The organism is uncultured Thiothrix sp. (assembly GCF_937876535.1).
GTDB lineage: Bacteria > Pseudomonadota > Gammaproteobacteria > Thiotrichales > Thiotrichaceae > Thiolinea.
Window position 1 is genome coordinate 104,205 of record NZ_CALFHZ010000009.1, and the last position, 13,976, is coordinate 118,180.

General features: G+C 45.5%; 13 protein-coding genes and 1 tRNA gene. 7 read left to right on the forward strand and 7 right to left on the reverse strand.

Features of this window, described 5'->3' with window-relative positions; translation table 11 throughout:
* Window positions 1–21: 21 nt before the first annotated feature.
* Window positions 22–1,296 (forward strand): 4-aminobutyrate--2-oxoglutarate transaminase, encoded by a 1,275-nt coding sequence (gene gabT, locus Q0230_RS05980; protein ID WP_298608935.1) that lies wholly within the window; start codon window positions 22–24, stop codon window positions 1,294–1,296.
* An 84-nt stretch (window positions 1,297–1,380) separates the two neighbouring features.
* Here the strand turns inward: gabT and Q0230_RS05985 are convergent, their stop codons facing one another.
* Complete coding sequence (locus Q0230_RS05985; RefSeq protein WP_298608936.1) at window positions 1,381–2,553, reverse strand: thioredoxin domain-containing protein; 1,173 nt, start codon at window positions 2,551–2,553, stop codon at window positions 1,381–1,383.
* 186 nt (window positions 2,554–2,739) lie between these two features.
* Here Q0230_RS05985 and Q0230_RS05990 point away from each other — a divergent pair, with 186 nt between their 5' ends.
* From Q0230_RS05990 to Q0230_RS06010, 5 genes are all read left to right on the forward strand, one after another.
* Window positions 2,740–3,510 carry an ABC transporter ATP-binding protein gene (locus Q0230_RS05990; protein ID WP_298608937.1) on the forward strand — a complete coding sequence of 257 codons (771 nt, stop codon included), beginning with the start codon at window positions 2,740–2,742 and terminating at the stop codon, window positions 3,508–3,510.
* A 21-nt stretch (window positions 3,511–3,531) separates the two neighbouring features.
* Window positions 3,532–4,275: a transporter substrate-binding domain-containing protein gene (locus Q0230_RS05995; RefSeq protein WP_298608938.1), complete on the forward strand. Its 744-nt coding sequence runs from the start codon at window positions 3,532–3,534 to the stop codon at window positions 4,273–4,275.
* A 101-nt stretch (window positions 4,276–4,376) separates the two neighbouring features.
* Window positions 4,377–5,216: an ABC transporter permease subunit gene (locus tag Q0230_RS06000; RefSeq protein ID WP_298608939.1), complete on the forward strand. Its 840-nt coding sequence runs from the start codon at window positions 4,377–4,379 to the stop codon at window positions 5,214–5,216.
* Window positions 5,216–5,965 carry an ABC transporter permease subunit gene (locus Q0230_RS06005; RefSeq protein ID WP_298608940.1) on the forward strand — a complete coding sequence of 250 codons (750 nt, stop codon included), beginning with the start codon at window positions 5,216–5,218 and terminating at the stop codon, window positions 5,963–5,965. Before Q0230_RS06000 ends, Q0230_RS06005 begins: the two co-directional genes overlap by 1 nt.
* Window positions 5,966–5,971: 6 nt before the next feature.
* Window positions 5,972–7,108 (forward strand): succinylglutamate desuccinylase/aspartoacylase family protein, encoded by a 1,137-nt coding sequence (locus Q0230_RS06010; RefSeq protein ID WP_298608941.1) that lies wholly within the window; start codon window positions 5,972–5,974, stop codon window positions 7,106–7,108.
* Between the two features lie 28 nt (window positions 7,109–7,136).
* Here Q0230_RS06010 and rlmB read toward each other — a convergent pair whose 3' ends face one another.
* Window positions 7,137–7,889, reverse strand: coding sequence for a 23S rRNA (guanosine(2251)-2'-O)-methyltransferase RlmB (rlmB, locus tag Q0230_RS06015; protein ID WP_298608942.1), 753 nt, complete (start codon window positions 7,887–7,889; stop codon window positions 7,137–7,139).
* Complete coding sequence (gene rnr / locus Q0230_RS06020; RefSeq protein ID WP_298608943.1) at window positions 7,889–10,150, reverse strand: ribonuclease R; 2,262 nt, start codon at window positions 10,148–10,150, stop codon at window positions 7,889–7,891. Before rnr ends, rlmB begins: the two co-directional genes overlap by 1 nt.
* Window positions 10,151–10,274: 124 nt before the next feature.
* Here rnr and Q0230_RS06025 point away from each other — a divergent pair.
* Window positions 10,275–10,359: transfer RNA gene (locus Q0230_RS06025), tRNA-Leu, on the forward strand.
* A 183-nt stretch (window positions 10,360–10,542) separates the two neighbouring features.
* Here the strand turns inward: Q0230_RS06025 and Q0230_RS06030 are convergent.
* The 4 genes from Q0230_RS06030 to Q0230_RS06045 form a co-directional block, all read right to left on the reverse strand.
* Window positions 10,543–11,439: a glycine-rich domain-containing protein-like gene (locus Q0230_RS06030; RefSeq protein WP_298608944.1), complete on the reverse strand. Its 897-nt coding sequence runs from the start codon at window positions 11,437–11,439 to the stop codon at window positions 10,543–10,545.
* A 103-nt stretch (window positions 11,440–11,542) separates the two neighbouring features.
* Entirely contained in the window at window positions 11,543–11,983 is a 441-nt protein-coding gene (locus tag Q0230_RS06035; protein ID WP_298608945.1) for a GFA family protein, read from the reverse strand.
* 10 nt (window positions 11,984–11,993) lie between these two features.
* On the reverse strand, window positions 11,994–13,046 hold the full coding sequence (locus Q0230_RS06040) for an ABC transporter permease (protein ID WP_298608946.1): 1,053 nt from the start codon (window positions 13,044–13,046) through the stop codon (window positions 11,994–11,996).
* On the reverse strand, window positions 13,043–13,936 hold the full coding sequence (locus tag Q0230_RS06045; RefSeq protein WP_298608947.1) for an ABC transporter ATP-binding protein: 894 nt from the start codon (window positions 13,934–13,936) through the stop codon (window positions 13,043–13,045). The genes Q0230_RS06040 and Q0230_RS06045 overlap by 4 nt, the downstream gene beginning before the upstream one ends.
* Window positions 13,937–13,976: the final 40 nt, after the last annotated feature.

The following is a 13,976-nucleotide window of genomic DNA, read 5'->3' on the forward strand; positions in this document are numbered from 1 at the left end:
AAAGGCTTTGGAGTTAGCAGAATGAAAAAAACGAATGCTGGTTTAATTGAGCGCAAAGCCTCCGCGGTAGCCCGTGGAGTTGGCCTGTTACACCCTCATTTTATTGAGCAAGCGCAAAATACTACGGTGCGTGATGTGGAAGGGCGCGAGTTAATTGATTTTGCAGGCGGGATTGCGGTACTGAATACAGGTCACTTACACCCGAAAGTAAAAGCCGCCGTCTTAGAGCAGTTAGATAAGGTTTCACATACCTGTTTTATGGTGATGGGTTATGAGCCTTATGTAGAGTTGTGTGAAAAGGTTAATGAATTAGCCCCCGGTGATTTTCCTAAAAAATCAGCTTTATTTACCACAGGAGCGGAAGCGCTCGAAAATGCGGTGAAAATCGCGCGTGCTTACACCAAACGTACTGGTGTAATTGCTTTTGGTGGTGGCTATCACGGGCGTACCATGGCAACTTTAGCTTTAACCGGCAAAGTCGCACCGTATAGCGCTGGGATGGGGATTATGCCCGGTGATGTGTTCCGTGCCATGTATCCCAATAAACTGCATGGTGTGAGTACAGCAGATGCTTTAGCTTCGATTGAGCGCATTTTCAAATTCGATGCTGAGCCACAAAATATTGCGGCGATTCTGCTCGAACCCGTTTTAGGTGAAGGTGGTTTCTATGTCGCGCCGAAAGAGTTTATGCAAGGCTTGCGTGAAATTTGTGATAAGCATGGGATTGTATTGATTGCGGATGAAGTACAGACCGGAGCAGGGCGTACCGGCACTTTCTTTGCAATGGAACAAATGGGTGTGGCTGCCGATTTAACCACCTTTGCGAAATCCATTGCCGGTGGTTTCCCCTTATCGGGGGTAGTCGGTAAAGCCGAAGTGATGGACGTCGTTGGCCCGGGTGGTTTAGGCGGCACTTATGCCGGTGGGCCAATTGCCTGTGCAGCAGCTTTGGCAGTGTTAGAAGTCTTTAAGGAAGAAAATCTGTTAGAACGTTGCCGTACCCTGGGGGAGCAAGTCACAGCACGTTTACAAGCTTTAGCTAAACAATATCCAGTGATTGCCGAAGTGCGCGGTTTGGGCGCAATGATTGCAATTGAGTTAATGAAGGATGGCAAGCCCTCACCTGAATTAACGGCAGCTTTAGTGGCTAAAGCACGGGAAAAAGGTTTGATTTTGCTGTCCTGTGGAATCTACGGGAATGTGATTCGGATTCTGATGCCTTTGACAGTGCCAGATGCACAGTTAAATCAAGGCTTAGATATTTTGGCGGAGTCAATGGCTGAACTGACTGCTTAACTTAGAGTCAAGTTACTCAGTCGCCAGTTTGGCGTAGATTAAAGAAAGGGGTAGTTGGTGCTACCCCTTAATCTTTTTAGCTATTTATTCAGGTTTGCAGTTTGCATCACTACCTGTAGTTGCAGTACTGCTACTACAAGTACCGATCCCAGCCCCTTTGGTGGGTGGTGTTTCAGTGCTGGTAGCAGACGTTGCATTACTGCTGCTCGTGGCATTAGTCGCATCAGGCGCTGGGTTAGTAGTCGTTGCTGGGCTAGTTGAAGCGGTATTGCCCAAAGCGCTTTCAAGGGTGGCAATGAGTTCCTTTTCCATATCTACTTGTGGACGGAATGGCTTGCCATTTACAAAGAAGCTAGGTGTGCTATTCACTCCTAAATTGCGTCCTTCGGTTTCTGATGCGTTCACTGCTTCTAGCGTTTTCGGGTCATCCAAGCAAGTTTTCATTTTTGCTTCGTCTAACTTTAGCTCAGTTGCCAGTTTCAACGGCGATTTATCAGTTAAGGAATCTTGTTGTTTGAACGCTAAGTCATGATATTCCCAGAATTTACCTTGCTGATCAGCACAGACTGAGGCAACGGCAACTTTACGTGAGATGCCTGAAGGGTTAATAGGCATGTGTCGATAAACCAATCTTGCTTTATCGCTATATTTGCTTACTACTTTATCAACTATTTCCGAGGCTTCTTTGCAATGTGGGCATTGAAAATCCGCAAATTCCACAATCGTTACACTTGCACTTGCATTACCTTTTGAAGGATAGCCTGTGGTATTGATTTCAAAAACCGGAGCCTCTGCTTGTGGCAGATTCACCTTATAATTGTTCTCAGCCGTAATCTGCTTGAGGACTTCTTTGAGCTTTTCTTGTTGTTTTTCCGCCCAAACGGCTCCTAATAATTCTTCTTTCACTTCTTTGTAGGGCTTTTGAATTTTTTCCCAATTCTCATCGTAGTATTTTTTTAAGTCCTTTTCGCTTGGCTCAGCAACTTCTAAGGCTTTGGCGGCATATTCTTCAGGAGTTTTACCTTCCGCTTTGGCTTTGTCACGCAACCAAGCATCCAAAATATATTGATCAACAATATCTTGGCGTTGTTGATTCATCCGTGTTTCTAGCTCGTATAGCTGAATACGAATGGAGGCTGGCAAGTCTTTACCACTGTAATCTTTATCACCATAGTGATAACTCAGCTCGGCTGCTTGTGCCACTGGAAAACATAGCGCTAAAAGTAAACTAGCCGTTAGCCTTTTTAATTTATGCATCGCTCAAATTCTCTAGGATTCGTGTTGGATAAATACAACATAGGCGACGGGCATCAATCTTGCAAGTTATAACAATCACAATTGTGTGTATTACAAGTGGAGGCCGTGAACTGTTGCATTCAGATTCAAGCAGGGATCATAATGCCGCTTATCAATAGCTTGGGAAGAGAAGAGGAAGATAATTCAATGACAGCAGTCCTTGACGTGCAAAATATCCACAAGCGCTTTGGCTCTTTAGAAGTTTTGCATGGTATTTCCTTGCAAGCCGATAGAGGCGATGTGATTTCTTTGATTGGCTCTTCTGGTTCTGGTAAGTCCACGTTCCTTCGCTGTATTAATCTCTTAGAAATGCCGGATCAAGGCAAAATTCATTTGGCCGGTGAAGCGATTAGGCTGCATACCAATCGTAAAGGTATGCGTACTGCTGCCGATCCAAAACAAGTCCAACATCTGCGCAGCCGTGTGGGCATGGTGTTCCAGCAATTCAATCTTTGGGCACACTTAAGCATTTTAGAAAATGTGATGGAAGCGCCGGTGCGTGTGCAGGGGGTTGATAAAACCGAAGCACGCGAAATTGCCATGGATTATCTAAATAAAGTCGGCATTGCACACAAGTCTGATGCCTACCCTGCCTTTTTATCGGGCGGTCAGCAGCAACGGGTAGCCATTGCACGCGCTTTGGCGATGCGCCCTGATGCGATTCTATTTGATGAACCCACTTCAGCTTTAGACCCTGAATTAGTTGGTGAAGTCCTAGCAGTGATGCGTAAGCTGGCTGAAGAGGGGATGACCATGCTAGTCGTCACGCATGAGATGGGATTTGCGCGTGATGTATCGAATAAAGTCATTTTTTTACATCAAGGCCTAATTGAGGAACAGGGGTATCCTTCTGAGGTCTTTAGTAAGCCTAAGTCTGAGCGCTTAAAGCAATTTTTATCCAATACTTCTATTAAATAATATCCAATTGGAGTGTATCGCATGAGCAAAAAGTGGTTATTAGCAATTACCTTGGGGGCAGCTTTAGTCAGTGGTCAAGTATTCGCGGAAGATAAACTGCGGATTGGTACTGAGGGTGCTTATGCTCCCTACAATTATGTGAATGATGAAGGCAAGTTAGCCGGCTTTGAAATTGATCTAGGCAATGAACTCTGTAAGCGTACCAAAATGACTTGCGAGTTCATCCAAAACGGCTGGGATTCGATCATTCCAAACCTGCTCGCGGGCAACTATGACGCAATCATGGCGGGAATGTCGATTACAGATGAGCGCAAAAAGAGCATTACCTTTAGTGATGAATATAAGCCTGTTGATCCTTCTTTATATTTAGTGAAAAAAGGCACTCAACTCGATTTTGCCAAATTGGAAGGTAAAAGCATCGGTGTCCAAGGCTCAACCATTCAAGATGGTTTTGCTAAGGAAAAATGGGGCGCGAAAAACACTTTAAAAGCTTATGAGAAAGCTGACCAATCTTTAGCTGATGTCATGGCAGGTACGGTCGATGTGGTGTTAGCAGATGGTGAGTTTGTGCGTACTGCTGTAGGAGGCTCAAATGGTGAATTGGAAATTATAGGCCCACAAGAAATGATTGGCGGTGGAATCGGCATCGGTATGCGCCCAGATGACACTAAACTGCATGAAAAAATTAATGCGGCTTTAGCTGAAATCAAAAAAGATGGCACTTTAGATACTCTGACTAAGAAGTATTTCACTGAGAAAAAGTAAGCGTCTCTCTGCTAAGTAACCTATTCGTAGTTGAAAAGAAAAGCTCTCTGGCTATAGCTAGAGAGCTTTCACAGTTAGTTATCTAACAAAAGGGATTGTTCATGTTGGAGATGCTTCCCCAATGGCTTATTGATTGGTTAGGCCCTGACGGTATTGCTAGTTTAGCCTATATCACCAATGGCAAACATTTATCTTGGTATGCAAGCGTGCGTTATACACTACTTGCCGCCTGTTTTGGGGCAATCTTAGCCGTCGTGTTTGGCTTATTAGGTGCAGCTGCAAAACTATCTAAATTTGCTCCCTTGCGTTGGATTGGCGACATTTATACGACAATGGTACGGGGGGTGCCGGATGTCTTGTTTCTCCTGTTTTTCCCACTAGCGTTTGAACAGGGTGTAGAGTATTTAATGGCTAAGCTCTATTGTAAGCCGGAGGAAATTGCTGCCGCGACGGGCTGGCCACTTTGCCAATCAGCTCAATGGTATTTGAGCACCACTGAATATATGGTGTTGGCCTGTTTCTCTTTAGGGATAGTTTATGGCGCTTTTGCTGCTAATGTGATCTATGGTGCATTAAAAGCAGTACCGAAAGGTCAATTAGAGGCCGCCCATGCGTTTGGTTTCCCTAGCCGCGAAGTGTTTTGGCGCTTTCAAGTTCGACAAATGTGGGTTTATGCTTTACCCGGCCTTTCTAATGTTTGGTTGCTATTATTAAAAGCAACTTCTTTATTATCCCTCTTACAAATCACTGATATTGTGGCTTGGGCTGATCGTTTAGGTGCACCGAATTACTCACCCTTAGCTGGTTTAGTGCATGCGGATTGGCGCTGGAAGTATTATCTGGTGTTGTTTATTTTTTATATCCTGCTCACTTGGTTTTCGGAGAAATTTTTTGCTTATCTACAAGCACGCGCCGGGCGTGGCATGGCGAGGGCTAACTAATGGATTCGATTTTAAATGCCCCGTTTGTGCACGACTTAGTCACCTTATTTAAGCCCGCTTTATTTAATTTATACTTTTTACTGCTGGCAGTACCCTTTGGCTTCCCTTTAGCAGTTTTATTAGCCTTAGGCAAAAATAGTAAGAACAAGCTGCTTTCGATACCTGCAAGTACCTATGTGTATGCCTTCCGTGGTTCACCCTTATTTATTCAATTCTTCATGTTTTATGCAATCACTTTGGCGCTGAACCCAGGCGTATGGAAACCTCTAGGGATTAGTTGGCTTATGATTCATCCTTTATTTATTGGCCCTTTCGTGTTGGTTTTGAATACCGGCGCTTATGCCGCAGAAATTTTTTACGGTGCTTTACGTACTATTCCTAAAGGTGAAATCGAAGCGGCGCGTGCAGTAGGGATGAGTAAATGGCAAGAGTTCCGTACCGCAGTTTGGCCGAATATGCTGCGTTTAGCGTGGCCTGCGTATACCAATGAAGTGGTATTTTTGTTCCATTCAACCACCTTGGTTTATTTCACTATGCCGGTGATTAATGAGCAAAAAGACTTGTTGAATAAAGCTGGAGAGCTGTTTGAAAAGGATTACAATTTATTCCTGCATTTTTCAGCAGCAGCCTTATATTTCTTAGTCATTTCCATTGTAATTTTCTTTGTATTCAATTTAATTTATAAGCGCTTAACTCGACATTTGAATGTAGACGTAAGCTTGAAAATTAAACCTAATTATATTCGTTAAGCTTCGATGGAAAAAATTACGCATAAGATCTACGGTGATTCGCCCGGCAAGCAAACTGAGTTGGTTTGCTTTAAATTAGGTTCAGAGCAGGCAGGACGTAAAGTCTATTTACAAGCGGCTTTGCACGCGGATGAACAGCCCGGAATTTTGGTACTACATCATTTACTAAAGCTATTAAAACAGGCGGAAGAGCAGGGCTTATTAACAGCACAATTTGTTGTCTTCCCTATGGTGAATCCTTTAGGAATGGGGGATATTGGTTTTCGACAACATCAAGGGCGCTATGATCGTGCCTCAGGCGTAAATTTTAATCGCAACTGGCCTGATCTATTTAAAGCAGTCGGTACTCAAGTAGCTGCACAACTGACTGATAATGCCCAACAGAATATTCAGATAGTGCGTTCTGCACTTAAAGCCTGGCTAGCAAAACAGCAACCTATTACCGCTTTACAACAGCAGCGGCATATTGTGTTGCAGGCTGCCTTTGATGCCGATTTCGTACTCGACTTGCATTGTGATAATGAGGCTCTGCCACATATTTTCACCGTTCCGCAGTCCGCAGCTGTGATGCAAGACCTCTCAGATTGGATGGGCGCTGCTGCGACTTTATTTGCTGAAGATAGTGGTGGCTATTCCTTCGATGAAGTTTGGTCGACTTTGTGGCTTGATCTTGCTAAAGCCTATCCTGATAAACCGCTTCCCTTGGCCTGTCATTCCGCCACTTTGGAGTATCGCGGGCAATTCGATACCTTTGATGAACTCAATCAAGACGATGCTGAACGCTTGTATGCTTTCCTACAAAGCCAAGGTTTAATCGGTGGCGACCTGATTCGCTCGCGTCCAAGCGTTACGCCTACGGGTACTGATTTGGCCGCCACTGAAATGACCCGTGTTCAACAAGCTGGCTTACTCGCCTATAAAGTTCAGTTAGGTGATGTGGTCAAGAAGGGTGATGTACTGGCCGATTTAATCGCCTTAGACGGTGAGGGTGCTTTGATGGAGCGTATTCCTGTATTAGCAGGTACAGATGGCGTGATTATCTCACGTAACATTAACAAATACGTCTGGCCGGGCTGTTCGGTGGCTAAGATTGTGGGGAAGGAAAAGTTGGAGGCTCGGGGTGAGTATTTGTTGGAGGATTAAAGCAGCGTGCTTTAATCCCTAAAATTAATTATTTCTGCCGCTGGCGCAAAGCCTCATACAAACAGACTCCAGTTGCCACTGACACATTCAAACTCGATACTTGCCCACACATCGGAATCGAAATCAAAAAGTCGCAACGCTCCTCTGTCAAACGACGAATTCCTGTCCCTTCTGCACCCATGACCAAAGCCATCGAGCCTTTGAGGTCAGCTTGATACAAAGTTTGTTTAGCTTTATCACTCGTCCCAGTTAACCAAATCCCGCGCTCTTTTAAACTATCTAAAGTCCGTGCCAAATTAGTGACAGCAATAAACGGCACAGCCTCCGCCGCACCCGAAGCGACTTTACGCACGGTTGGATTGATGCTGGCGGCATTGTCTTTGGGGGCAATCACCGCATGTACTCCCGCCCCATCCGCAGTCCTTAAACAAGCCCCTAAATTATGCGGGTCAGTGACCCCATCCAGCACTAATAAAAAGGGCTGAATGCGGTCATTATCCAGCTCATCTAAAAGGTCATAGAGATCATTTTCGGTGTAATCTTTGGCTTGGTAATATTCAGCCACCACGCCTTGATGCCGTCCTGTACTGGAGAGTTTATTCAATTGCTCCATATCGGCAGGGGTGGTTTTCAAACCACCCACTTCAGCAATTTGTGCTTGGAGCTTTTTCAAGCGGTCATTACGGGTGTTCTTCTCTAGCCAAATCGTACCAATGTTTTCAGGGTCATTGCGCAATGCGCTTTCCACGGCGTGAATGCCATAAATAATTGTCTTAGCCATTAAGATTTCTTCTTACGTGCTAGCGGTTTTTTACTGGATTTCGTGCTTTTGCTTGGCTTGCTGAGTTTAGCTTTGCTGCGCTTTTCAGTTTTCTCTGCGCCATCTGCCAAGATAAAGTCGATTTTACGCTCATCTAAATCGACCCGTGCGACTTTCACGCGAATGCTATCGGCTAAACGGAAAGTACGGCCTGAGCTTTCGCCGGTTAGGCGGTGACGTACCGGATCATAGCGATAATAGTCATTGGTGAGTGCAGTCACATGCACTAAACCCTCAACATAAATATCGGAAAGCTCCACGAATAAGCCAAAGTTAGTCACGGCACTCACGATACCGTCGAAGACATCGCCTACATGCTCTTGCATATACTCACATTTCAGCCAAGCGGTCACATCGCGACTGGCATCATCCGCGCGGCGTTCTGCCATGGAGCAGTGTTCACCTAAGGCTTGCATATCCGCTAAGCTATAGCTGAAATTCGTAGCTGTGCCACCGGTTAAAATATGTCGAATTGCCCGATGTACTAATAAGTCAGGATAGCGGCGAATCGGTGAGGTGAAATGAGCATAATCCTCATGCGCTAAACCAAAATGTCCGGTTTCTGCATCTGGGCTGTATTGAGCTTGCGATTGTGAGCGCAATAGCACCGTTTGAATCAAATGGAAGTCTGCGCGACCCTGCACTTGCTGTAAGACCCGTGCATAATCAGCCGGTTCTGGCTCCAGCCCACCGCCTAACGACAAACCGACACCGGCTAAGAAAGCACGCAAATCTTCTAGTTTTTCATTCGTAGGGGGAGCATGCACCCGATGCAAAGCGGGAATTTCATGTTCTTTCAGGAAGCGTGCAGCGCAGACGTTTGCCAGAATCATGCACTCTTCAATAATCTTGTGGGCATCATTGCGCACACTCGGTTCAATCGCATCAATTTTACGATCTTCCCCAAAAATAATTTTGGTTTCAGTGGTCTCAAAATCAATTGTGCCCCGTTCCATACGAGCATGACTTAGGGTGTGATACAAGGCATAGAGATTATCCAAATGCGGTACTAAGTCCGCATATTGCTTGCGCATTGCAGCATCATGATCCACCACCATCGCTGCGACTTGATCATAAGTCAGACGCGCTGCGGAGTTCATCACGGCTTGTTTGAACTGATAGTCCAGCACATTGCCTTCATCATCTAAACGAATCTCGCAGAGCATACACAGGCGATCCACTTGAGGATTGAGCGAGCATAAGCCATTAGATAAAATTTCGGGCAGCATTGGAATGACTTTACCGGGGAAATAAACCGATGTACCGCGCAAAGTTGCTTCTTTATCTAAAGCTGTGCCGGGCTTCACATAATGTGAAACATCGGCAATCGCCACCAATAAGCGCCAGTGATCAGCTTCACGACTACAGAAAACTGCATCGTCAAAGTCTTTAGCATCCGCACCATCAATTGTTACCAGTGGCAAGTCGCGCAAATCTTCACGGCCTTGTTTGGCACGTTCAGGGACTTCATAGCCAAAACGGTCGGCTTCTTCAGTAACGGCGGGTGGCCATTCAAATGGTAATTCATGGCTACGAATAGCAATATCAATTTCCATCCCCGGCGCCATATGATCACCTAAGACTTCAACGATTTTACCAATCGGGCGCGAGCGTTTGGTTGGGTGTTCAATGATGGCTGCGACAACAATTTGCCCCGGTTTAGCTTCATGCAATTGATCGGGTGGAATCAAAATTTCTTGAGTTAGGCGTTTGTTATCGGGCACGACAAAAGCAATGCCACTTTCAACCAGTAAACGCCCAACCACTTGCTCAGTGGCGCGTTCTAAGACTTCAACTACTGCACCTTCGCGCCGACCTTTGGGGTCTAAGCCGCGCACACTAGCAAGCACCCGATCACCGTGCATCACACTGTCCATTTGCTTAGCGTGTAGGAAAAGGTCAGGTGAGCCATCATCAGGGATTAAAAAGCCAAAGCCATCGGGATGTCCCATGACCCGGCCAGAGATTAAATCAGCGCGTGCAACCGGCACATATTGACGGCGGCGATTAAATAAAATTTGCCCGTCACGCTCCATCGCACGCAAGCGTTTACGCAGGGCATCAATATCGATTTCTGCGGATAAGCCTAAAGCAGCGGCTAAGCTCGGAAAATCTAAAGGGTGGGTGCTTTCAGTTAATAATTGTAAAATGACTTCGCGGCTGGGGATGGGGTTATCGTATTTTTCAGCCTCGCGTTCGAGATACGGATCTTTTAGTTTCAACAGAATTCCTTGTTTTAATGTTTGTGGTTTTTAGGCGTCTAGGATAGCAAATTGACCGAGTTTTTGTTTGACAAAAAAACATAGGCTCGGTATCCTGCCCCGCACTTGAGACATCACTCTCTTTGCCGAAGTGGCGGAATTGGTAGACGCGCTAGTTTCAGGTATTAGTGGGGCAACTCGTGGAAGTTCGAGTCTTCTCTTCGGCACCAAATTCAAAGCCTTGAATCTAAATTGATTCAGGGCTTTTTTGTTTTTGGTGGTTTTGCTGGATTCAGCAGTAGACAATATTATTCTTATCATTTTGGGTTTAGAGTCTAGTTGTCTCTGAAAGTTCAATCGTATCTCAACTAAAGGTTTTCACGCTTTTGAGTCAGTGTTGATCCATAAAGTTATTACCCTCCCGACCCCCCACAACCTCCCCCTGATCCTCCTGAACCCCCACCACTACAGCCACCACCACTGTCCTGTGTGAGCCAGACAGTATGACCACAGAACTTACAGAAGTGTTCATAGGTAGGTGGTGTGTCATTAGATTGTTCGCCAGTCTTTTTTAAAGCACCCCATTTTTTGCATTCAGGACACTTGCTAGCTCTACGTTTTATGAGGATGATCAGAAAGGCACCAAGGATTAGATAGAGCGGCCAATAGGAACCGGTATTCTTATCATTATTAGCATAAACATTGGGAGTTTGACTGGCTAAACCAAGCATTCCTAAACTGATGGCTGCTAGCCATTTTGGTTTTAACCAACTAGGCTTGGATATAACCCAATGAGTACGCGTATTGATCAAACGAAAATAGGGTGTATCTTGCAAACGCTGGTCTGGTTTTACCCAAATATCTGGCGGTGGGGCTTCAGCAAATAATGTCTGATAGCACTCTAAAGTAGTGGCATAGCAGCGATAAAAATCACTAGTTTCAGTTTTCCCACCTCGGGACGGCACATGGTGCAAAGGCTTGCCAATGAGATTTTGGCAAAGATCATTCCAGTAGGAGCGGGTATAAATCAAATGGGTATGCCAAATTTGATCCACATCTTCTGCAGGGCAAATAAAGCTTTCCGTGGTGGCAAGCATAAATAGGAAGCGCTTGTATTCGAACCAAACACGCTCCATATAAGTTTCAGTCCAACCATGCTCACGCATTAAGCGATGTTTGAAACTGAGTGGTACGGCCTCATAGCTAGAGACTTCAAAAGCCAGCAAAGCTCCATACAATTGACACCATTCAGGATTATTCTGTATGGCTGGGGGTACAGGATTAGCAGGCATTTTTTCATTATTATTCATCGATCTGCTCCTCTTATAATTGATTTTCTACTTTAACTATTAGATTAAATATAGCTTTTAGCGGGGGCACATGACAGTTTGATGAATAATAGAGTTAAGCTGATTAGGGGAGAGTTAAAAGACGACTAGCGCGACCTTCCTCGTATTGAGGCAGCCCATCGCTAATCACGTCCCAATCAGCTTTGGATCCCACATAGATATGCGCATCGGGTAAGCGTTCTAAGTCAGAATCTAGGCTGCCTAAGGTGATTTCAATGATTGCAACTGCATCTACAGAGGATGCGAAAGTTAGGCTGGACCCACAATGCTTACAAAAACGGCGTACTGTTCCATTGGGCGCTTGGTAGGCAGCTAATTCAGCTTCACCTTGCACCCAGCGGAAGTTTTCTTGTTTTACCGAGCCGAAACTAGCAAAGGCTGCCCCATGAAATTTGCGGCACATCGAGCAATGGCAATGCGCCATGTTAGTTTCAAACTGTGTTGCCTCATAACGGATTTTGCCGCATAAGCAGCCACCTTGATACAGCTTAGACTCGTTTTGCATACTCACCCCCTCAATCGGTAGTCCAACGGAAACCAAAAGCGCCTATTGCTAAAAATACTACCGACATCACAATCAAAACTAGTAGATGGGGTGCAACCTGCCAGAGTGTTGCTCCATCTAACATAATCGCACGGGCAGCCGTTAAGGTATGGGTGAGTGGGGAGAGTTGACTCAACCATTGCATGATTGGATTTGTACCCTCCATCGAAAACCACACACCGGAGAGCAGCATCATCGGCCAAGTGAGTAGATTCAATAAGCCATCGGATAATTCTTCACTCCGCACTCGACTAGCAACCAGTAGACCCATCGTGATTAAAGTAAATGTGCCAATTACCAATACAACTAGCAAATCTAAATAACTGCCTTCCATCACGAAGTGCATGAAGAGATTTGTTAGAGTAAAGACCAAAGTGCTGACGCCCACGACTAACACCATACGGGAGACGATTTGCCCAAGCAGGAATTCAGTCGCAGTCAAAGGCGTAGCATTCAGGCGTTTCAAATAGCCATTTTTGCGATAGCGCACAATCACATAGCCCACCCCCCACAAGCAACTAAACATCATATTCATGCCCAGAATGCCGGGAATGACCCAATCCACATAGCGGATTTGTTCACCCTTGACGATTTCTTGAGTGAGTTTAGTGCCCTCGCTGCCTTTAAGTAGCAGCTCCAGAAAATAGCCTTTCGGCGATTCAGTATTCACCCAGTAATGCATTTGATTGGGGCGTAAATCCAGCAACATATCGACTTGATGCCGCCCGACTTTCTTAATGGCAGCCGCTTGCTCCTCAGTAGGCACCGTATAGAAATCAATATGTTGGGTATTTAGAAACGGGTGCAAATTCCGATTCGGATTTGGCTCTGATTTAGTTTCAGTGGGTGGCTGGTCAGTGATCACGCCGACTTTAAATAAAGGCTGACCATCCCCTGAAAAAATAAAAGCTAAGCCCACCACCATGACAATGGGCATCACAAAACTCCACGATAAGGCAGAGCGGTCGCGGACAAATTCAAGGCTACGGGCATAAATCACTGCCCCAATTCGACGCAGATTCATGGCCGCAACTCCTTGCCCGTTAATTCCAAGAATAAATCTTCCAAAGTGCGCTGCCTTACTTGTAAGCCGGTGAGTGAAGCACCCGCTTGCAGCAATTCACCGATTGTCTTATTTACATCTTGGGTGCTGATTTCAATACTTGGATTGACTTTAGCTAAGCGCCGATGTGGGATGGTTTCTGCAGCTTGCGGGAAGTCTTGTTCTGGCAATTCAATGATCACATCTTTGAAATGCTCACTGAGTAAGTGATCGGGTGAACCCTGCGCAATAATTTTGCCGTGATCCATGATGGCAATATGATCGCAGAGGTTATAAGCCTCTTCCATATAATGTGTGGTCAGAAGTACCGTTTTGTTGCGTGCTTTAATCCGATTAATCAGCTCCCAAAAATTCAAGCGTGCTTGTGGATCAAGGCCAGTGGTGGGTTCATCTAAAAACACGATTTCCGGATCATTCACCAAGGCGATGGCTAAGAGCATACGTTGGCGCTGTCCGCCAGAGAGTTTGCGTGCATCCCGATCCAGATAGGATTCGAGCGAGCAAATCTGAATCAGCTCATCCACTGACATATTTTTCGGATAGAGATTGCTGAAGAATTTCAGATTCTCACGCACGGTGAGAAAGTCTTGCAACGCGGTGGATTGAAACTGGATGCCAACTTCATTTTTAAAGCGCGGCCCCATTGGCTCGCCTTTATATAGAATTTCACCAGAGCTAGGGCGGATAATCCCTTCCATCATTTCAATGGTGGTGGTTTTGCCAGCACCATTTGGCCCCAGCAAACCGAAGCAAATGCCCGTCGGGACAGTAAAATCTACGCCATCGACGGCTTTGACTTTGGGGTAATGTTTGCGCAAAGCGCGCACTTCGAGAATGGGTATAGTAGTCATAGCGGCATTAGAGCGGATTGGTCTAAGAGCTGCAAGAGGG